Source organism: Streptomyces sp. NBRC 110611 (assembly GCF_001590865.1).
Taxonomy (GTDB): Bacteria; Actinomycetota; Actinomycetes; order Streptomycetales; family Streptomycetaceae; genus Streptomyces.
In genome coordinates this window covers 1-21281 of the sequence record NZ_BBUY01000008.1, presented here as the reverse complement: position 1 = coordinate 21281, position 21281 = coordinate 1, and the positions used below count along the sequence as shown (strand labels likewise).

At 73.1% G+C, this 21281-nt stretch carries 15 protein-coding genes; 12 read left to right on the top strand and 3 right to left on the bottom strand.

Features of this window, described 5'->3' with window-relative positions; all coding sequences use genetic code 11:
- Positions 1 to 286: 286 nt before the first annotated feature.
- From AZE13_RS18710 to AZE13_RS18700, 3 genes are all read left to right on the top strand, one after another.
- Complete coding sequence (locus AZE13_RS18710) at positions 287 to 550, top strand: WhiB family transcriptional regulator (RefSeq protein WP_003983763.1); 264 nt, start codon at positions 287 to 289, stop codon at positions 548 to 550.
- 348 nt (positions 551 to 898) lie between these two features.
- Complete coding sequence (locus tag AZE13_RS18705; protein ID WP_066932829.1) at positions 899 to 4894, top strand: glycosyltransferase family 2 protein; 3996 nt, start codon at positions 899 to 901, stop codon at positions 4892 to 4894.
- On the top strand, positions 4891 to 6480 hold the full coding sequence (locus AZE13_RS18700; RefSeq protein WP_066932827.1) for a DUF5719 family protein: 1590 nt from the start codon (positions 4891 to 4893) through the stop codon (positions 6478 to 6480). Before AZE13_RS18705 ends, AZE13_RS18700 begins: the two co-directional genes overlap by 4 nt.
- A 43-nt stretch (positions 6481 to 6523) precedes the next feature.
- Here the strand turns inward: AZE13_RS18700 and AZE13_RS18695 are convergent, their stop codons facing one another.
- Positions 6524 to 6982, bottom strand: coding sequence for a metallopeptidase family protein (locus AZE13_RS18695; protein ID WP_181690379.1), 459 nt, complete (start codon positions 6980 to 6982; stop codon positions 6524 to 6526).
- 304 nt (positions 6983 to 7286) lie between these two features.
- Here AZE13_RS18695 and AZE13_RS18690 point away from each other — a divergent pair, with 304 nt between their 5' ends.
- The 6 genes from AZE13_RS18690 (at position 7287) to AZE13_RS18665 (ending at position 13488) form a co-directional block, all read left to right on the top strand.
- Complete coding sequence (locus AZE13_RS18690) at positions 7287 to 7727, top strand: DUF3499 domain-containing protein (protein ID WP_079124135.1); 441 nt, start codon at positions 7287 to 7289, stop codon at positions 7725 to 7727.
- A gap of 127 nt (positions 7728 to 7854) precedes the next feature.
- Complete coding sequence (locus tag AZE13_RS18685) at positions 7855 to 9213, top strand: phosphomannomutase/phosphoglucomutase (RefSeq protein ID WP_066932821.1); 1359 nt, start codon at positions 7855 to 7857, stop codon at positions 9211 to 9213.
- A gap of 247 nt (positions 9214 to 9460) precedes the next feature.
- Positions 9461 to 9676: a Trm112 family protein gene (locus tag AZE13_RS18680; RefSeq protein ID WP_066932819.1), complete on the top strand. Its 216-nt coding sequence runs from the start codon at positions 9461 to 9463 to the stop codon at positions 9674 to 9676.
- 75 nt (positions 9677 to 9751) lie between these two features.
- Positions 9752 to 10894 (top strand): SIS domain-containing protein, encoded by a 1143-nt coding sequence (locus AZE13_RS18675; protein WP_066932817.1) that lies wholly within the window; start codon positions 9752 to 9754, stop codon positions 10892 to 10894.
- A 176-nt stretch (positions 10895 to 11070) separates the two neighbouring features.
- Positions 11071 to 12309 (top strand): mannose-6-phosphate isomerase, class I, encoded by a 1239-nt coding sequence (gene manA / locus AZE13_RS18670; RefSeq protein WP_066932815.1) that lies wholly within the window; start codon positions 11071 to 11073, stop codon positions 12307 to 12309.
- A 222-nt stretch (positions 12310 to 12531) separates the two neighbouring features.
- A complete protein-coding gene (locus tag AZE13_RS18665) occupies positions 12532 to 13488 on the top strand; it encodes a cation diffusion facilitator family transporter (RefSeq protein WP_066932813.1) in 957 nt (318 codons plus the stop codon).
- Between the two features lie 108 nt (positions 13489 to 13596).
- Here AZE13_RS18665 and AZE13_RS18660 read toward each other — a convergent pair whose 3' ends face one another.
- On the bottom strand, positions 13597 to 15795 hold the full coding sequence (locus AZE13_RS18660) for a fructose-specific PTS transporter subunit EIIC (RefSeq protein ID WP_398780175.1): 2199 nt from the start codon (positions 15793 to 15795) through the stop codon (positions 13597 to 13599).
- 522 nt (positions 15796 to 16317) lie between these two features.
- On the opposite strand from AZE13_RS18660, the gene ahcY reads away from it, so the two are divergent.
- Together ahcY and AZE13_RS18650 are read left to right on the top strand one after the other, a co-directional pair.
- A complete protein-coding gene (ahcY, locus tag AZE13_RS18655; RefSeq protein ID WP_066932809.1) occupies positions 16318 to 17778 on the top strand; it encodes an adenosylhomocysteinase in 1461 nt (486 codons plus the stop codon).
- 264 nt (positions 17779 to 18042) lie between these two features.
- Positions 18043 to 18675 carry a hypothetical protein gene (locus AZE13_RS18650; protein WP_066932807.1) on the top strand — a complete coding sequence of 211 codons (633 nt, stop codon included), beginning with the start codon at positions 18043 to 18045 and terminating at the stop codon, positions 18673 to 18675.
- Between the two features lie 92 nt (positions 18676 to 18767).
- Here the strand turns inward: AZE13_RS18650 and AZE13_RS18645 are convergent, their stop codons facing one another.
- Entirely contained in the window at positions 18768 to 19859 is a 1092-nt protein-coding gene (locus AZE13_RS18645) for an RDD family protein (RefSeq protein ID WP_066932805.1), read from the bottom strand.
- Positions 19860 to 19985: 126 nt separating this feature from the next.
- On the opposite strand from AZE13_RS18645, the gene AZE13_RS18640 reads away from it, so the two are divergent.
- Entirely contained in the window at positions 19986 to 20993 is a 1008-nt protein-coding gene (locus AZE13_RS18640; RefSeq protein WP_066932800.1) for a stage II sporulation protein M, read from the top strand.
- Positions 20994 to 21281: the final 288 nt, after the last annotated feature.

Sequence of the window (21281 nt, the reverse complement as noted above, 5' to 3'; positions counted from 1 at the left end):
TGTGATCTTCCCCGCTTCGGCGCGCGGGGTGCAACGCGCGCGCCGCCCGATCGCGTCTTTCTTGACGACGCGGACGTGCCGAGCGGTGCGCCCGGGAAAGTGTCCTGGTTTTTACTGATTTGAACACTTTTCGCAACCGCTTGGTTCCGCCGAGTGAATAAGAGGCTCAATAGCAGATCTCGGCTTGACTGGCCCGGATCACCACACTTGTAATTTCACTCGTGTCGTTCAGCCGAAATCGATCACGGCTTGATCACGGGGACGTAAAGACAGACGAGGGGCGCACATGACCGAGCTGTTCCAGGAATTGCTGGTCGAGGAGGCGGACGAGGAGCTCGGCTGGCAGGAGCGCGCACTGTGCGCCCAGACCGACCCCGAGTCCTTCTTCCCGGAGAAGGGTGGCTCCACCCGCGAGGCCAAGAAGGTCTGCCTCGCCTGCGAAGTCCGGTCCGAATGCCTCGAATACGCGCTCGCCAACGACGAGCGCTTCGGTATCTGGGGCGGTCTGTCCGAGCGCGAGCGGCGCCGGCTCAAGAAGGCCGCCGTCTGACGATGATCAGGCAGCCGTCCGGACCGACGGCGCGCGGCCTCACGGACCACGCCGCCGCAGCCCCCCAACTCCCCATATCCACCGATAAGGAACCCTCCGCCTCCCGCGGCCCCGGCCGCCGGAGGCGGACTGCTGTCTGCGGACCCGGCCGGGGCCCCGGCGCGAACCATTAGTGTGGGGCCCCGTCCGAGATGTGCCGCCGCCCCGCGAGGCGCGCGCGTCACCTCGTAGTCCGTCGCAGTGTCTTCCGGGGGCGGGTGCCGTATGGGGGTCCCCCCGCGCCGTTCAGGCGTGGCGGAGGCTTCGCCGCGGGTCCCGAACTCCCGGGTCCGGAGGGCCCGTACCTCGATGTCCGTGCACAGCCAGTCGGCGGCCCACGCCGCCTCCTATGAAGCCGCCACCCCAGAGTTCCCGCGGCATGTCGTCACCGCCGTGATCGTCTCCCACGACGGCGCCCGCTGGCTGCCCGACGCGCTCTCCGGCCTGCTCGGCCAGGAACGCCCGGTGCAGAACGCCGTCGGAGCCGACACCGGCAGCGCGGACAACTCCGCCCAGCTTCTCGGCGAAGCCCTCGGCGAGCAGCGGGTACTGCACCTCGCCCGCCGCTCCGGATTCGGCACCGCCGTCGACGAGGCCGTCCGCACCGCCCCCGTCCTGACCCCCGACGAGCTGCCGTACCTGCGCCGCCCCAGCGGCTGGGACCCGGTCAGCCGCACCTGGCGCGACGAGACCTACGACATGCCGGAGTTGCCGCACGGCGAACCGGTCCAGTGGCTGTGGCTGCTGCACGACGACTGCGCACCCGCGCCGGACGCGCTCGCCGAACTGCTGCGGGTCGCCGACGCCAGCCCAGCCACCGCCATCGTCGGCCCCAAGCTGCGCAGCTGGTACGACCGCCGCCAGCTGCTCGAAACCGGAGTCAGCATCGCCCGCAGCGGCCGCCGTTGGACCGGCCTGGACCGCCGCGAACAGGACCAGGGCCAGCACGACCAGGTGCGCCCGGTGCTCTCGGTCTCCAGCGCCGGCATGCTCATCCGCCGCGACGTCTACGAGGAGTTGGGCGGCTTCGACCGCCGGCTCCCGTTGATGCGGGACGACGTCGACCTGTGCTGGCGCGCCCAGGCCGCCGGCCACCAGGTCCTGGTCGCCCCGGACGCCGTCCTGCGGCACGCCGAGGCCGCCGCCCGCGAGCGCCGCCCCATCGACTGCGTCGGCCGGACCCGGGCCAACCCGCACCGCGTCGACAAGGCCGGCGCCGCCTACACCCTGCTCACCAACACCCGTGGCGCGCTCCTGCCGTACGTCCTGCTGCGGCTGCTGCTCGGCACCGTCCTGCGGGTCCTCGCCTACCTCGTCGGCAAGGCCCCCGGCCAGGCCCTCGACGAACTCGCCGGGCTCCTCGGCACCCTGCTGCGGCCCGGCACCCTCCTCGCGGCACGCAAACGCCGGGGCCGGCCCGCCGTCCCCGCCGGTGAACTGCGGCCGCTCTTCCCGCCGCCCGGCGCCACCGTACGGGCCACCGTCGAGCAGGTCGCCGGCAACCTCGCCGGGCGCGCGGCACCCGACGTGGCCTCGGCCGGCCGGCACGGCGCCGTCGAGTCCGGACCCGGCGGCGACGACGCCGACTACCTGCAGATCGAGCAGTTCGCCCGGCTCAAGCGGATCGCCCGCAAACCCGCACCGGTGCTCTTCGCCGTCCTGCTGCTGGTCTCCCTGATCGCCTGCCGCGGACTCCTCGGCTCCGGCGCGCTGGCCGGCGGCGCGCTGCTGCCCGCGCCCGGCACCGCCTCCGACCTGTGGTCGGCGTACCTCGACAGCTGGCACACGGTCGGCGTCGGCAGCACCGCCCCGGCGCCCCCCTACCTGGCCCTCGTCGCCCTGGTGTCGAGCGTCCTCCTCGGCTCCACCGGTCTCACCGTCACCCTGCTCCTGGTCTGCTCCGTCCCGCTGGCCGGCCTCACCGCCTACTTCGCCTCCCGCCCGCTGGTCGCCTCCCGGCTGCTGCGGGCCTGGGGGAGCATCGCGTACGCCTTCCTGCCCGCCGCCACCGGCGCGCTGGCCGGCGGCCGGCTGGGCACCGCCGTGCTCGCCGTCCTGCTGCCGCTGCTGGCGCGCGCCGCGATCGCCGCCGCCGGACTGCGGCTCCCGGCCGGCACCCGGCCCAGCTGGCGCGCCACCTGGGCGTACACCCTGCTGATCACGGTCACCATGGCCTTCACCCCGGTCGTCTGGCCGGTCGCGGTGCTGCTCGGCACCGTCCTGCTGGTGCTGCGAGCCCTGGGCCGCGCACCCGGCGGCCCGTGGCAGAGCGACGGCGGACGGATCGGCGGAGGGCAGCGGACCGGCGGCCGTGACCAGCTCCTCGGCCATGTGCTGCGCTTCCTGGCCGTGGCGCTCGTCCCGCTCCTCGTCCTCGCCCCCTGGTCGCTGTCGCTGCTGACCCGGCCGTCCCGCTTCTTCGCCGAGCCCGGGCTCGGCTTCGGCGCCGGCGCCGCCTCCGCCCTCGACCTCCTCGGCCTCAGCCCCGGCGGCCCCGAGGCGGCCGGCGGCGTCCTGCTCTTCGGCATCGTCCTGGCCGCCCTCGCCGCGACGCTGCGCGACACCCGGCAGCGCGCGGTCCGTACTGCATGGGCCGTCGCGCTGACCGGGCTGCTGTGCGCGGCGCTCGGCAACGGCTCCGGCTGGACCGGCCCGGCGATGCTGATCTACGGCCTGGCGCTGCTGTGCGCCGCCGCGATCGGCGCCGAGGGCATCCGGACCCGCATGGCCAGCCTCGGTTTCGGCTGGAAGCAGCCGGTCGCCGTGCTGATCGCGCTGGCCTGCCTGCTCGCCCCGCTGTACGCGGCGGTCAGCTGGATGATCACCGGTGCGGGCGGGCCGCTGGCACGCCGCAGCCCCGAACAGGTACCCGCGTTCGTCGCCGAGGAGTCCGGCTCCACCGACCGGGCCCGCACCCTGGTCCTCGACGGCACACCCGGCCGGGTCCGCTACTCCCTCGTCCGCGGCTCCGGCGCCCGGCTCGGTGACGCCGACCTGGCCGCCGAGGCGGGCGAGGACAAGCGGCTGGGCACCGTCGTCGCGAACCTCGTGGCCGGCTCCGGTGCCGACCAGACCCGTCAGCTCGGCGGCTACGCCATCCGCTACGTCCTGGTCAGGGACGGCGCCCCGCGCGCGATGGGCCGCGTACTGGACAGCACGCCCGGCCTGACCCGGCTCAGCCAGGACGACGGCAGCGCCCTGTGGCGGGTCAACAGCAAGGTCTCCCGCGTCTCGATCGAAGCGCCCGGAACCCAGCAGGGCGCCACCGCCGGCGAGGCCGCCGCGCCCGCCCCGGTCAAGGCCGGCCCCGTCGAGGCGCACACCACCCTCCCCGCCGGGCCGGCCGGCCGGGTGCTGCGCCTCGCCGACGCCGCCGACGAGGGCTGGCGGGCCACCCTCGACGGCACCCCGCTGAAGCCCGTCACCGTCGACGGCTGGGCGCAGGGCTTCACCCTCCCCGCGCACGGCGGCACCCTCGACCTCACCCACGAGAGCCCGCTCGGCCACACCCTCTGGCTGTCGGCCCAGGGCCTGCTCGCCGTCGTCCTGGTGGTGCTCGCCCTGCCCGGCCGCCGCCGGGAGGTCGACGACGACCTGCCCGAGGACGTGGCCGCCGCCCAGGCCGCCGCGACCACCGGCGACGGCCGCCGGGCCCGTCGGCTGCGCGCCCAGGCCGAGGCCGCGGGCGGCGCGCCCGAGGGCACCGGCCCGGCCGCCCCCGGCGAGCAGCCGCCCGCCGCCGCGGCGGGTACGGCGCCCGCCCAGGACATCGTCGCGGCCACCGACCCGTACGCCGACTCGTACGCCGATCCGTACGCCGATCCCTACGCCGACCCGTCGTACGCCGATCCGTACGCCGCGGTGCCCCAGCAGCAGTCGCACGAGAGCCACGCGGGTCACGAGAGCCACGCGGGCCACGAGAGCCACGAGAGTTATGGGAGCCAGGACAGCCACGACGGCTGGGCGAACTGGCAGGCGGCGCCGGGCGGTCCGGCCCAGCCCGGTCAGCCGGGTCAGCCCGGTCCGCTCGGTGAACAGCAGCAGCCCTACGCCCCCGCCGACTCCTACCAGGCGGGCCAGTACGGCGGACAGTACCCGCAGGCCGACCCCTACCCGGCCCCTGTCGACCCGTCGTACGCCGACCCGTACGCCGCCGATCCCCTCCAGACCGGCGCCTACGACCCGTACGGCTACGGCGGACAGCCCCCACACCCGCACCAGCACCAGCACCAGCCCTACGACGACGGCACGACGTACCCCGGCTCCGCCGCCGAGCCGCGCCGTGACGGGAGCGACCAGCAGTGAAGCGCACGATGATGTCCCTGATCGGCGTGGCCGTCGCACTGGGCGCGGTCACCGGTGTCGCCGCCGTCGCCGCCCCGGACGGCGGCACCGAGGCCGCCCCCGCCGCCGGCACCCGGCTGCCCGTCCAGCGCTCCGCCCTGCTCTGCCCCGCCCCCACCTCCTCCGAGGTCGGCGAGACGGCCTACACCGCCTTCGTCCCCAAGGGCACGGCCGCCGGGTCCGGCACCCCGAAGGGCACCGCCCGGCTGCTGCCCGCCGGCACGGTCAAGGACGACGGCGGCAGCGACCGCGGCGCTGACAAGAGCCAGGGCAAGGGCAAGGGCAAGGACAGCGGTGCGGACCCGGCCGGCGGCCGCGTCGTCCCGCCCCGCGACACCAAGCCCGTCGTCCCCCTGCGACAGGCCGGCACACCGGTCACCACGACCACCGACCGCTCCGGCGCCCCGGCCCTCGTCGGTGCCGCGGACGGCGCCCTGGCCCCCGGCTGGACCGTCCAGCAGACCACCGCCGTGGCGGCCGGCGCCGGCCGCGGCCTGCTCGGCCTGAGCTGCACCGCCCCGGACACCGCCTTCTGGTTCCCCGGCGTCAGCACCGAGACCGGCCGCCAGGACTACGTCCACCTCACCAACCCGGGCTCCACCCCGGCCGTCGTCGACCTCGAACTGCGCGGCAAGGGCGGTGCGCTGAGCGGCGGCGGCGCGGGCGAGAACATCACCGTTCCGCCGCACACCGACGTCCCCGTCCTCCTCTCGACCCTCACCACCACTCCCACCACGGACGCCACCCTCCACGTCACCGCCCGCGAGGGCCGGGTCGGCGCCGCCGTCCAGGCCGTCGACGGCAAGCTCGGCAGCGACTGGCTGCCGGCCGCCGGCGACCCGTCCCCCGGCGCGGTGCTGCCGGGCATCCCCAAGGACGCCACCTCCGTCCGGCTGGTGGCCCTCGCCCCCGGGGGCGCCGACGCCGACCTGAAGGTCCAGCTGGCCACCCCCACCGGGCTGATCACCCCCGCCGGTCTGGAGACCCTGCACGTCAAGAGCGGTATGACCACCGCGGTGGACCTCAAGGACCTCACCAAGGGCGAGGCCGGCTCCCTGGTGCTCACCCCCGCGGACGGCACCTCCAAGGCCCCGGTCACCGCAGCGCTACGGGTCACCCGCGGCACCGGCGACAACCAGGAGATGGCGTTCATCCCGGCGACCCGCCCCGTCGAGCGGCGCGCCACCGCCGCCGACAACCGCGACAAGGGCAGCACGCTCTCCCTGGTCGCTCCCGAGAAGGGCAAGGACGCCCGGGTGAAGGTCACCGCCTCGGCCGGCAGCGGCGGCGGCACCCCGGTCAGCAAGACGTACACGGTCAAGGGCGGCACCACCCTGGACATCGACCCGCCCCGCCCCCAGGGCCTCAAGGGTGGCTATGCGCTGACCGTCGAGCCCGAGGCCGGCAGCGGACCGGTGCACGCCGCCCGGATGCTCGCCCTGCCCCAGGGCAAGGTGCCCGCCTTCACCATCCAGCCGCTGCCCGACGACCGCGGCTCGGTCCTCGTCCCCACCGCCGGCCAGGATCTCTCGGTCCTGACGGACTGAAGGGGCTGAGGGGCCGACGGACTGCCCCAGGAGCCCGCGCCGCTCACTCCTGGCCGTAGCGCGGGTCCACCGACTCCGGAGCCAGTCCCAGCAGCTCGGCGACCTGCTCGACCACGACCTCGTGAACCAGCAGCGCCCGCTCGTCCCGGCTCTTCGTGCGGATCTCCACCGGCCGGCGGTAGATCACGATCCGGTCCCGATGTCCGCCCCCGGCCGGCAGGACCCGCCCCAGCGGCACGGTCTCCTCGTCGGCCACCCCGCCCGGCCCCTCGTCGGGACCGAAACCGGGCACTTCCACCACCATGAAATCGACCTGGGCGAGCTGCGGCCACCGTCGCTCCAGACGGTCCCGCGAGTCGTACACAAGATCCACAAAGGCGTCGGCGCGGGTCACCGACAGCGGCACCTGGGGCGGCGCGATCGGCCCGCGCATGCCACGGCCATGACGGTCGCGGCGGCGAGGCCGCGGCTCCGCCGGTCGAGGAGGTACGGGGCTGTCCATCAGCATCGAGCGTAGCCGTCGGGCACCCCCGGGCACCGCCGAGTGCGGCAAGATGCGCCATGTCGCCGGCCGACCGAACCCGCCCTCATCGGTTTCGGTTCCCTTCCATATCCGATCGCGAAAGCCCCGGGCGACTACCCCGGGCGATGCCCGGAAGCCCCGGGCGGCAACCTCGGGCGATGCCCGGAAACGCACCGGCCGGTGACGGTGCTCCCCGCCCTCCGCCGGCTGCCACCGGGCTCCCGGTCCAGGTCCTCCCGAGCGGGTGCAGGTCAGACGCATCGGACGAAGCGGGACGACACGGTTGGGTGAGCCGGGGGAGAGTCGTCGCGGCCCGCTCAAGAGTGCGGTACCGTCCAACGTCGTGAGCCCTGTACGTCGCTGTTCGCGCACTGCGTGCGGCCGCCCCGCCGTCGCAACGCTGACGTACGTCTACGCGGATTCGACCGCTGTGCTCGGACCGCTCGCCACCTACGCCGAGCCGCACTGCTACGACCTGTGCGCCGAGCACTCCGAGCGGCTGACCGCGCCCCGTGGCTGGGAGGTCGTCCGCCTCGCCGTCGACTCCGGACCGGCACGGCCCAGCGGCGACGACCTCGAAGCGCTGGCGAACGCGGTACGCGAGGCCGCCCGCCCCCAGGAACGCGCCGCCGGCGACGGCTCCCCGCCGTCCGGCGCCCGCGACCCCCATCCCATGGAGGTCGCCCGCCGGGGGCACTTGCGGGTGCTGCGCTCGCCCGACTGACCCCCGGCCAACCGCCGCGCGTGGCGTGCTTCCTCCGTCGTCGTTCCCGGCGCCGTACCTCCCGTCCCGCCGTGACACCGGCGTGGATAAATTGGGGTGGCCGAACCCACCCCAGGAGGACTGCCTCGTGAAAGACCTTTCGCACCTCGTGAAGGCGTACGACGTACGCGGCGTCGTCCCCACCGACTGGGACGAACCGCTCGCCGAGCTGTTCGGAGCCGCTTTCGTCGAGGTCACCGGCGCGGACGCGATCGTGATCGGGCACGACATGCGGCCGTCCTCACCCGGGCTGTCCCGGTCGTTCGCGCGCGGCGCCGCGGCCCGCGGAGCGGACGTCACCGAGATCGGGCTGTGCTCGACCGACGAGCTGTACTACGCGAGCGGCGCCCTCGGCCTGCCCGGCGCGATGTTCACCGCCTCGCACAACCCCGCCCAGTACAACGGCATCAAGATGTGCCGCGCGGGCGCCGCCCCGGTGGGCCAGGACACCGGCCTCGCCCAGATCCGCGAACTGGTCGAGCGCTGGAGTGCGGACGGCGCGCCCGAGCCGGTGCCCGCCACCGGATCGGTCACCCAGCGCGATGTGCTGGAGGACTACGCCGCGCACCTCCGCGGCCTGGTGGACCTCTCGGGCATCCGCCCCCTGAAGGTCGTCGTCGACGCCGGCAACGGCATGGGCGGCCACACCGTTCCCACCGTCTTCGAGGGCCTGCCCATCGAACTCGACGCGCTCTACTTCGAGCTGGACGGCTCCTTCCCGAACCACGAGGCCAACCCGCTCGACCCCGCGAACATCGTCGACCTCCAGGCACGCGTCCGTGAGGTCGGCGCCGACCTCGGCCTCGCCTTCGACGGCGACGCGGACCGCTGCTTCGTCGTCGACGAGAACGGCGACCCGGTGTCCCCCTCCGCGATCACCGCCCTGGTCGCCGCCCGCGAACTGGCCAAGGCCCCCGGCGCCACCGTCATCCACAACTGCATCACCTCCTGGTCCGTCCCGGAGGTCGTCGCGGAGAACGGCGGCACGCCGGTCCGCACCCGCGTCGGGCACTCCTTCATCAAGCAGGAGATGGCCAGGACCGGCGCGATCTTCGGCGGTGAGCACTCCGCCCACTACTACTTCCGCGACTTCTGGAACGCCGACACCGGCATGCTCGCCGCGCTGCACGTCCTGGCGGCTCTCGGTGGCCAGGACGGCCCGCTGTCGCAGCTGGTCGCCGGGTACGACCGGTACGCGGCCTCCGGCGAGATCAACAGCACCGTCGACGACCAGGCCGGGCGCCTCGCCGCCATCCGGGCCGCCTACGAAGGCCGCCCGGGCATCACCCTCGACGAACTGGACGGCCTGACCGTCACCGCCGCGGACTGGTGGTTCAACGTACGCCCCTCCAACACCGAACCGCTGCTGCGTCTGAACGCCGAAGCGCGCGACCAGGAGACCGTCGAGCGGGTCCGCGACGAGGCCCTGGCGATCATCCGCGGCTGAGCGGGCGCCCTCCGGGAATCCCGCATCCTGCATCCCGCATCCCGGACGGGGAGGGCTGAGGGCCGCGGACACCGAGGACCGCGGACCTCCGCGGTCACCTGCGGTGGCGGGTGGCGCTGCCTCCTGGGCGCGCGCCCGCCACTCTCCCGCGCGCCTCCCACCTCCGCGTATTCCCTCCGAGCAGGCCGGGGCCCCTCGTCCGGCGGTACGCTGGCCACGCCGCAATCACCCTGAAGGAGTCGCATCCATGCCGGTCGAAGCCAGCTTGATCCAGATCCTCGCCTGCCCGGCGTGCCACGCCCCGCTCGAGGACCGGACCGACGCGGACCCGGCGGAGCTGGTCTGCACCTCGGGTGACTGTGGCCTCGGCTACCCCGTCCGGGACGGTATCCCCGTACTCCTCGTCGACGAAGCCCGCCGCCCCGGCGCCGACGGCACGGGAAGCAACCCCGGCTCCGCCTGACCGGGCCCCGCCGGGCCCGCCCCGGCACCGCCCGCGTACCCCCGCCCGTACCGGCGATCGGAGGCCGCGCCCACCATGCTCGACGAGTCACTCCTCGACGCCCCTGACGCACTGGCCGGCGCCGACCGCTTCGGTCTGCTGCGCGGCGTCGCCGAATCCGGCGCCCGGGTCCGCACCGCCGCCCGCAGCGCCACCGAATCCGGCATCTCCCGGCTGACGCCCGACGGCCGGCCACGCTCCGTCCTCGTCGCCGGCCCCGGACCCGCCGCGGCCGGCGTCGCCGACCTGCTGCGGGCCCTGGCCGGCGGCACCTGCCCGGTCGGCCTCATCCAGCCCACCGGCGTCGCCCCGCTGCCCGGCGCACTGCGCTGGACGCTCCCCGGCTGGGCCGGCCCGCTGGACCTGCTGCTGCTCGCCGGCCCGGACGCCGCCGACCCCGGCCTCGCCGAACTGGTCGAACAGGCCAACCGCCGGGGCTGCTCGGTGGTCGCCGTCACCCCGGCCGGAGGCCCGCTCTCCGACGCCGTCACCCAGGCCCGCGGTCTCGCCGTGCCACTGGCGACCACCGCGTACGACGCCGAGTTCGACGTCGAGGGCGCGCCCCCGGCCGCCCCCGGCACCCTCTGGTCCGTCCTGATCCCGCTGCTGATGCTCACCGACCGGATCGGCCTGATCAGCGCCCCGCCGGTCGCCCTGGACCAGCTCGCCGACCGCCTCGACCAGCTCGCCGAGCGCTGCGGCCCGGCCATCCCCACCTACACCAACCCCGGCAAGACGCTCGCCGCCGACCTCGCCGACGCGCTCCCGCTGATATGGACCGAGGGCCCCCTCGCGCACGCCGTCGGGCGGCACTTCGCCGCCGAACTGGCCGGACTGGCCGGCCGCCCCGCGCTCGCCGCCGAACTGCCCGAGGCGCTCACCACCCACCGCACCCTGCTCGTCGGCCCCCTCGCCGAAGGCGCCGACCCGGATGACTTCTTCCGTGACCGGGTCGAACAGCCCGCCGCGACGGCGCTGCACGCCCGGGTCGTGCTGCTGCGCGAGCAGGAGCCCGGCCCGCTGTCCGCCACCCGCGCCGCCAAGGCGCTCGCCGAGGAGCGCGACACCACCCTCACCGAGCTGGAACCGGGCGCCGGCAGCGATCTGGAGAAGGCCGCGGAGCTGCTCGCCATCGCGGATTTCGGCGCCGTTTACCTGGCGCTCGCCGGTACCGGGTGACCTGCACGAGCGGCCCGCCGTACAGAGCCGGCCGTGCCCCCCGTACCCAACGCAGTCACAACGCAGTGACACGAACGCAGTGACACGAACGCAGTGGCACGCACACAGCCGTATGCCGCCCCGCTGCGGCCGTACGCCGTCGTAGGACGAACAACCAGCAGGAAGCAGCGACCCCGATGGACCGCCTGGCCAACACCGTGCGCCCCTACGCCTGGGGCTCCACCACCGCCATCCCGGAACTCCTCGGCACCGAGCCCACCGGCGAACCACAGGCCGAGATGTGGATGGGCGCCCACCCCGGCGCCCCTTCCCGCATCGACCGTGGCGCGGGCCCGGTCTCCCTGGCCGAGGCGATCGACGCCGAACCCGAGGCCGAGCTCGGCCCGGACACCGTGCGCGCCTTCGGCCCCCGGCTGCCCTTCCTGCTCAAGCTGCTCGCCGCCGGCTCACCGCTCTCCCTCCAGGTCCACCCCGACCTGGCCCAGGCCAGGGAGGGCTTCGCCGACGAGGAACGGCGCGGCGTCCCCCTCGACGCCCCCCACCGCAACTACAAGGACGCCCACCACAAGCCCGAGCTGATCGTCGCGCTCACCCCCTTCGACGGGCTGTGCGGCTTCCGCCACCCGGCCCAGGCCGCGGACCTCCTGGAAGGCCTGGGCATCGACGACCTCACCCCGTACGTCGACATCCTGCGTGCCACGCCCGAGGAAGGCGCCCTGCGAGAGGTGCTCACCGCCGTACTCGGCGCCGAGCACCACGCCATCGCCGGCACGGTCGAGCGCGCCACCGTCGCGGCCGGGCAGCGGGCCGCCGAGGGCGGACCGCACGCCGACGCCTACGCCGCCTACGCCGGCATCGCCCACCACTACCCCGGCGACCCCGGTGTCCTCGCGGCCATGCTGCTCAACCACGTACGGCTCCAGCCCGGCGAGGCGCTGTTCCTCGGCGCCGGTATCCCGCACGCCTACCTCAGCGGACTCGGCGTCGAGCTGATGGCCAACTCCGACAATGTGCTGCGCTGCGGACTGACCCCCAAGCACGTCGACATCCCCGAACTGTTGCGCGTCGTCCGCTTCGAAGCCGGCGACGCCACCGTGCTGCGTCCCGAGGACGTCGCCGGCGAGGAGGTCTACGACACCCCGGTCGACGAGTTCCGGCTCTCCCGCTTCGTCCTCGCCCCCGGCGGCGCCCCGCGCGCCCTGGTCTCCCGCACGCCGCAGATCCTGCTGTGCACGGCCGGCACGGTCCGGCTGCACCGCGCCGACGAGGCCCCGGAACAGAGCCCGGAACAGAGCCCGGAGCACGGCGGGACCGAGCTGACCCTCGCCCCCGGCGAGTCCGCGTTCGTACGCGCCGGTGAACAGCTCACCCTCTCCGGAGCGGGCACCCTCTTCCGCGCGACCGTCGTGGCGTAGCGAGACGGACCGGCACGGCGGGGCATAACGGATCACGACGGGCAGGACGGCCGTCCGCCGGACGGCCGCGTGGCGGACGTCTCGCGCCGTGCTGTCACAATGACCGCCGCAGGCCGTCGAGCGGCGGTGAAGCCCGACGGCCGGAAGGCCCCGGAGGGCCGGGGCGAACCGGATGAACCCGACAAAGGGGGATCCGGATGATGGAAGGGATACGCGGCACCAATGAGCGCATCAGGCGGGACAAAGGCGATCGTTGCGGCGCTGGGCGCCAACGTGGCGATCGCCGCAGCGAAGTTCGTGGCCTTCGCCTTCAGCGGCTCGTCCTCGATGCTGGCCGAAGGCGTGCACTCGCTCGCGGACTCCGGCAATCAGGGCCTGCTGCTGCTCGGCGGCAAGAAGGCCAAGCGGGCGGCCACCGAGGAGCACCCCTTCGGCTACGGCCGCGAGCGCTACATCTACGGCTTCCTGGTCTCCATCGTCCTGTTCACCATCGGTGGCGTCTTCGCGCTCTACGAGGGCTACGAGAAGATCCACGACCCGCACCCGCTGGAGGACTGGTACTGGCCGATCGGTGTCCTGGTCTTCGCGATCATCGCCGAGGGCTTCTCCTTCCGTACGGCCATCAAGGAGTCCAACGAGCTGCGCGGCAAGCAGACCTGGACGCAGTTCGTCCGCCGTGCCAAGGCCCCCGAGCTGCCGGTCGTCCTGCTGGAGGACCTGGGCGCGCTCGTCGGTCTGGTGCTGGCCCTCGGCGGCGTCGGCCTCACCCTCGCCACCGGCAACGGCATCTGGGACGGCATCGGCACCATGTGCATCGGCACGCTCCTGGTGCTGATCGCCCTGGTCCTGGCCGCCGAGACGAAGTCCCTGCTGCTGGGCGAGGCCGCGGGCACCGAAGAGGTCGCCGCGATCCGCACCGCGATCGTCGACGGCGAGTTCGTCACCCGCGTCATCCACATGCGCACCCTCCACCTCGGCCCCGAGGAGCTGCTGGTCGCCGCCAAGATCGCGGTGCGCGGCCACGACACCGCCACCCAGGTCGCGGACGCCATCAACGCCGCCGAGGCCCGCATCCGCGAGGCCGTCCCCATCGCCCGCGTCATCTACCTCGAACCGGATATCTACGACGAGACCGTCGCCGCCGGCCCCGCCACCGCCAAGACCCCCGGCGCCCACTGACCCGCCCCCGCAAAATCACCACTCGGCCCCCGCGCTCCAGGCGAGCGCGGGGGCGTCCCCTGGGGGCTCTGTTCACACCCCCCTGATGGATCTCCCGGAGCACCTGTCCTAATGGATCTCCCGGAGTATCTGCAGCAGAGCCGCCTCGTCCGCCGCACCCTGCAACCGCGCCCTGAAGCCGGTGTCCATCAGCTTCCGTGACAGCAGCGCCAGGATCCGCAGGTGCTCGTCCCCGGCCGCCGCCTCCGGCACCGCGATCATGAAGACCATCTTGGCGAGCGAGCCGTCCAGCGAACCCCAGTCGATACCGTCCGCGGACCGCCCGAAGGCGACGACCGGCGCGGTCACCGCATCCGTCTTGGCGTGCGGGATGGCGATCTCCTCACCCAGCCCGGTGGTGCCCTGCGCCTCCCGTGCCAGCGCGGCCCGGATCAGCTCGTCGACGTCCGCCACCGTGCCGCCGGCAGCCGCCAGCGCGGCCATCTCGCGGATCGCCGCGTCCTTCTCGCCGGCGGTCAGCTGTGTGGTGACGGTCTGCTCGGTGAGGTAGCCGGACAGCACCTCGGCGGGGGCGGCCACCTCCGCCTCCTCAGTACTCCGCGCATCCTCCGCGACGGCGACGGCGACGGCGGCAGCCGCGGCCGCGCCCGTAAGGGGCACCCCCGCAGCTGCCGCAGCCACACCTGGCGCAGGCGCCGCACCTGCCGGAGCCGCCGCACCTGCCGCAGGCGCCGTACCTGCCGCAGCCGCCGGCCCCGCCGTCCCCGCGCTCACCGGAGCCGTCGCGGCCGCCCCGCCCTTCCGCCGCTCCGCGACGTCCATCAGAGCCACCGTCGTCAGCGCCGTCACGACCGAACCGATCACCACGGCGAGGAAGAACGCCGGCACCCCGCCGACCGCACCCAGCACCGCCACGATCGGCCCACCGTGCGGCACCGCATCCGTCACCCCGGCCATCCCCGCGACCGCGCCGGCCACCGCACCACCCAGCATGTTCGCCGGAATGACCTGCGCGGGCCGCGCCGCGGCGAACGGAATCGCGCCCTCGGAGATCCCGAAGAGCCCCATGAACAGCGCTGCCATCCCCGTCTCCCGCTCCTGCCCGGAGTACCGGCGCCTGCGGATCAGCGTGGCCAGCCCCTGCCCCAGCGGCATCACCGGGATCGCCGCGGCACACATGCCCATCACCGTCTGGTTGCCGGACGCGATCAGCCCGGCACCGAACAGGAACGCGGTCTTGTTGACCGGACCGCCCATATCGAACGCGATCATCAGGCCGAGGATCGCGCCGAGCAGGATCGCGCTGGACCCCGTCATCCCGCCGAGCCAGCCGGTGAGGTGCGTGAACACCCACGAGATGGGGCGGCCGATGACGTAGATGAAGAACAGCCCCAGCGTCGTCGTCGCCACGATCGGGATCACGATGATCGGCATGATCGGCCGTACGAACCGGGGAACCCTGATCTTCTTGATCCCCTGCACCAGGTAGCCGGCCAGGAAGCCGGCGACGATCGCGCCGATGAAGCCCGCGCCCGCCTTGGAGCCGTACAGCTCACCCGTATTGGCGATCCAGCCGCCGATCATGCCCGGCACCAGCGCCGGCCGGTCGCCGATCGCGTACGCGATATAGCCGGACAGGATCGGCACCATCAGCGTGAAGCCGATGGCACCGATCTCATTGACGTGCTTCCAGAACGAGCCTTCGGGGATGACCAGGCCGCCGTCCGCCTGCGGATGCCCGCCCAGCGCCAGCGAGATCGCGATCAGCAGACCGCCGACCACCACAAACGGGATCATGTAGCTGACGCCGTTCATCAGCGCCTTGTAGGCCACACCGCGTTCCCCGCCGCGGCCGGCCACACCGGCTCCGACCCCGGCCCCGCTCCCGACGCCGCCGCCACCGCCACGCGCGCCGCCCCTGACGCCGGCATCACCGCCACCGACACCGCCGTCACCGCCGTCACCCGCGCCACCGGACGCCGACGCCCCGCCCTCATGCAGCGGCGCCCCGCCCCCGTATACCGGCGCGCTCCGCACCCGCGCGATCAGCTGTTCAGGGTGGCGAATGCCCTCGGCGACCCCCACCACCAGCAGCCGCTTGCCGATGAACCGGCTCCGGTCGATGTCCTTGTCCGCGGCGATGATGATCCCGTCCGCGCTCCTGACATCGTTGTCAGACAGTACGTTCTCGGCCCCTATGGAGCCCTGTGTCTCCACCTTCATCTCATGACCGAGCGACGCGGCGGCCTGGGCCAGCTTCTCCGCGGCCATGTACGTGTGGGCGATGCCGGTCGGGCAGGCGGTCACGGCGAGCAGCTTCAGCGCAGGCCCGCCCCTCTCCGCACCATCGTCGGGGGATTCCGCTGTACTGGTGGTCACGTGGTTCTCCTTACGAACATGCGCACGGCGGAGCGGATGGCGGAGCAGACGTTCCGGATGCTCCCGCGCTCCCGGCATCCTGCATGACGGCCCCGCCCGAGCAAAGCCCCTCCGGCACTTGAGCCATGCCTCCCTTCCCCATGCCTCCCCTCTCCCTCCCGTGGTCGGGACCGCACCGAGGCGGCCCAGCCTGGCTGGGGTTCACCGGCCCGATCGGTGTAGATTCGTGACCAGTGCCAGACGTCGCTGCTGATGGCGGTCGGTCGGCCCGCACCGCGGACCGGCCGAGGGAGAGAGGACCTTCGACGGACTGCGCTGCGGCCCAGGGAGAGGTGTGTCCGCCTGCGCGAACGCGCACGTACGCTCCTCCCGCCAGCTGATGCTGGGGAACCCCAGCCCGCGCCGCAGACCGCCAGCCCATCCGCCTCGATTCCCCGAGGAGCAGCACGCATGACGACAGCAGCAGCCACCGGCCAGGACTTCAAGGTCGCGGACCTTTCCCTCGCCGCCTTCGGCCGCAAGGAGATCACCCTCGCCGAGCACGAGATGCCCGGTCTGATGGCGATCCGCAAGGAGTACGCCGCCGCCCAGCCGCTGGCCGGCGCCCGCGTCACCGGCTCCCTGCACATGACCGTGCAGACCGCCGTCCTGATCGAGACCCTGGTCGCCCTGGGCGCCGAGGTCCGCTGGGCCTCCTGCAACATCTTCTCCACCCAGGACCACGCCGCCGCGGCCATCGCCGTCGGCCCCGATGGCACGCCGGACAACCCCCAGGGCGTCCCGGTCTTCGCCTGGAAGGGCGAGACCCTCGATGAGTACTGGTGGTGCACCGAGCAGGCCCTGACCTGGCCGAACTCGTCCACCGGCGGCCCCAACATGATCCTGGACGACGGTGGTGACGCCACCCTCCTCGTCCACAAGGGCGTCGAATACGAGAAGGCCGGCAAGGTCCCCGCGATCGAGACCGCCGAGAGCGACGAGCACCGCGCAATCCTGGAGCTGCTCACCCGCACGCTCGCCGAGGCCCCGCAGAAGTGGACGAACCTGGCCTCCGAGATCCGCGGCGTCACCGAGGAGACCACCACCGGCGTGCACCGCCTCTACGAGATGCAGCGCGACGGCGACCTGCTCTTCCCGGCGATCAACGTCAACGACTCCGTCACCAAGTCGAAGTTCGACAACAAGTACGGCTGCCGCCACTCCCTCGTCGACGGCATCAACCGCGCCACCGACGTCCTCATCGGCGGCAAGACCGCTGTGGTCTGCGGCTATGGCGACGTCGGCAAGGGCTGCGCCGAGTCCCTGCGCGGCCAGGGCGCCCGCGTCATCATCACCGAGGTCGACCCGATCTGCGCCCTGCAGGCCGCCATGGACGGTTACCAGGTCACCACGCTCGAGGACGTCGTCGAGACCGCGGACATCTTCGTCACCACCACGGGCAACAAGGACATCATCCTTGCCTCGCACATGGAGAAGATGAAGCACCAGGCGATCGTCGGCAACATCGGCCACTTCGACAACGAGATCGACATGGCCGGCCTGGCCAAGATCCCGGGCGTCGTCAAGGACGAGGTCAAGCCGCAGGTCCACACCTGGACCTTCCCCGACGGCAAGGTCCTGATCGTGCTGTCCGAGGGCCGCCTGCTCAACCTGGGCAACGCCACGGGCCACCCGTCCTTCGTGATGTCCAACTCCTTCGCGGACCAGACGCTGGCCCAGATCGAGCTGTTCACCAAGCCCGAGGAGTACCCGACCGACGTCTACGTCCTCCCCAAGCACCTGGACGAGAAGGTCGCCCGCCTCCACCTCGACGCGCTGGGCGTGAAGCTCACGACCCTGCGCCCGGAGCAGGCCGCCTACATCGGCGTCCAGGTCGAAGGCCCCTTCAAGCCCGACCACTACCGCTACTGATCCCGAGGCCCACGGCTCCTGAGCCGCACCGCTTCTGAGCATCACGCGCCCACCGGATGACCGGCGCCACCGGTGCCGGTCCGCCGGCGCGCATCCCCCGCGGACGGTGACCCCAGGCCCTCGCCACTCACGGCGGGGGCCTGGGCCGTAACCCCCCGAACCCCCGCGAAGGCCCGAACCCCTGCGAAGGCCCGTGCGCCCGCACCGCCCCCGTTCCACCGGCCGCCCCACCCGCCGGCGACCGCCCGAAGGACTGCATCCCCCATGCCCCGCGGCCACTACTCGCTCCACGATCCGCACGATCACACCCCCCTCGGTGAAGAGCACTTCCACTGCGCCACCGGCCCCTCCGGCTGGCGCTACGTCTCCCAGATCACCAACCCGTCCGGCGATCACATCGGCTCCGTCGACCTCACTCTCGACGACCTCGGCCGCCCCGTCCGTCTCGAACTCCACGCCGCCGCCTGGCAGGTCCGCGGCGCCGCCCTGGACGGTGTCACCTGGGTACGTACCGACCCGACCGGGGAACACGCCACCGAAGGCAACGTCCCCGCACACGCCTTCACGGGCGCATCCCCCGCCTTCCTCATCGCCACCGCCCGGCTGCTGCGCCCCGCCCTCGGCGCCGGCGCCGTCCGCACCCGCCTCGTCGCCTTCACACCCCCCGTCCTCGCGCCCCGCACCCTCGACCAGTCCTGGGCTCTGGTGAGAAGCACACCACACGCCACTGACAACGCCCCCCTCATCGCCGACGAATACCAGGTCAACGACCTGGAAACCGGCGAGCAGCACACCGTCCACATCGCCGGCGACGTGGTCCTCGCCGCCCCCGGCATCGAACTCGAATCCCTCGACTCCCCGCCGTCGACGTTCACCTCATCGCCGCCCCCCGCCTGACTCCTCCGCCCCGCTCCCTCCGCCCCACGCCCCGCCGCACGTCTCCGGCTACACATCTCCGCCGCACGTCTCCCGCAGGACCGCCTTCGTGATCACACCGGCGGCGCGAACCCCGTGGACCGCGGCCGCCGCTGCCCACCCGCACCACCACCCCCGTCTCCGTCCTCGTCCCCCTGATTCCCGTCCCCGTGCCCGGCGACGGCCGCCCCGCCGAGCCCCATGGCGCCCGCCCCGCCCTCGGCCCTCGCCTCGCTCCCCGGCACAGCACCGGCACCAGCCCCAGGCGACGCCCAAGCCCCCGCCGGTGCCGCCCCGTGGTCCACAGGTACGGTCCCGCTCCCCGCCCATACGGCCCCAGCCTCTCCCGCTACGGCCTCTCCCGGTACGGCTCCTGCAGGTACAGCCCCTGCCGGTACGGCCCCGACCCCCGTCGACACCCCGAACGTCCGCCGGGACTCCCGCACCTGCCGCTCCCCGGCCACCGCGGCCAGATACGCCGCCGGATGCACCCCCGCCGGCCCCGGTACGCCCGTGAACCCCCGCAGGTCCTCCACCAGCCGCCCCGCCATCGCCGCACCCACCTGCGGATCCAGCTGCCCCACCCGCGTCAGGTACTGCCGCACGGTGAGCCACCACCCGTCGGGCACGCGCGACAGGTCCAGCGCCCCGAGCTTCGACGCCAGCCAAGGAGGTGGCGGCGGCAACGCCATCCCCACCTGGGCCGCCGGCATCCGCTCCCGTATGACCAACGTCCCGGCGAACACATCCCCCACCCGGCGCCCCCGGGCCGAGACCAACGAGGCGATGGCCGCCACCACCCCCATCGTCAGCACGATCTCGACGGCCCCCATCGCCCCGCGCACCAGCGCGTGCCGGAACCGGATCGGCCCGCCGTCCTCCCGTACGACCCGCAGTCCGCAGATGACCTTCCCCAACGACCGGCCATGGCTCAGCGTCTCGATCACGATCGGGATCCCGACCTGTACCAGCACGAACGCCGCCACCGACACGGCCGCCACCGCCGCGCTGTCCAACGACGACGTCGCGCCCAGCAACAGCATCGACTCCGCGATATAGACGCTCCACGCCACGGCCACATCCACCGCCACCGCCAGCCCCCGGGTCGCCAGCCTGGCGGGCCGCAGCCCCAGCACCACCGCTTCGCCCGTGACCAGTCCGCTCACTCCGCGCCCACTCCCTCTCGCTCGTTCCGCACGCTGTCCTCAAGCCCCGCCCACGCCGGGCTCGGCCAGTCTGCCAAGCTGACCGGGTCCGGTACCCACCCACGGCGCTGCGAGGAGCGACCCCGTATGGACCTCGATGTCTTCATCACGGCACATGGCGCCGAATGGGACCGGCTCGAAACCCTTCTGCGCCGTAAGCGCCGCCTCACCGGTGCCGAGGCCGATGAACTCGTCGTTCTCTACCAACGCACCACCACCCACCTCTCCCTCCTCCTCTCCAACGCCCCCGACCCCGCGCTGACCAGCCGCCTGACGTCCCTCGTGGCCCGCGCCCGCAGCACGGTCACCGGCGCGCGCAAGGCCTCCTGGCGAGACGTCGCCGGCTTCTTCACCACGGCTTTCCCCGCTGCGGTCTACCGCCTGCGCCACTGGTGGATTCCCACGGCGATCGGCTCCACCGTGGTCGCCGTCCTCATCGGCTGGTGGATAGCCGCCCACCCCGAGATCCAGGCGTCCATCGGCGCTCCCGAAGACCTCCGTGCCATGACCCGCCCCGGTGGCGAGTACGAGACCTATTACTCCAGCCACCCCGCCGCGTCCTTCGCCGCCAAGGTATGGACGAACAACGCGCAGGCGGTGGCCCTCTGCCTGGTCCTGGGCGCCTTCGTCGGCCTGCCCGTCCTGTGGGTCCTGTTCCAGAACATGCTCAACCTGGGCGTCGGCATCGGCCTGATGTCCTCGGCCGGCCGCCTCGACACCTTCCTCGGCCTGATCCTCCCGCACGGTCTCCTCGAGCTGACCGCCGTCTTCGTCGCGGCCGGGATCGGCCTCCGACTGGGCTGGACCCTCATCGACCCGGGTCCGCGCACGCGCCGTGCCGCCCTGGCGGAGGAAGGCCGCTCCGCCCTCGGCGTCGCCCTCGGCCTCGCCGCGGTCCTCTTCGTCTCCGGAGTCCTCGAAGGCTTCGTCACCCCCTCCGGCCTTCCCACCTGGGCCCGCATCGGCATCGGCGTCCTCGCCGAGCTGGGCTTCCTCCTGTACGTGTACGTCCTGGGAGGCCGAGCCGTACGCGCCGGAGTGACCGGGGATGTGGGCTCCACCGACCGCGACACCACCCTCCCGACCGCCGCCTGATGTGCGCCGCACCCCGCTGACCTGCTAATCTCCTCTTCGCCCCAGAAACCCGTTGACACGGGTAGCAGGGGGAGGTAGATTCAAACGGTTGCAACGAACTAGACAAGTTCATCCGCGACGGCTAGTCTCTTCTCCGCTTCGGCCAGGATTTATATCCGGCGAAGCGCAACCGACCGCTTACCGGAAGCTACGGCCGATTTAATTCGACCGAAGTTCTTCTGATAAAGTCGGAAAAGCCAAAAGGCAATCCCCTCCGACGGGGATTCGGACTCGAATTCGAACCGGAAA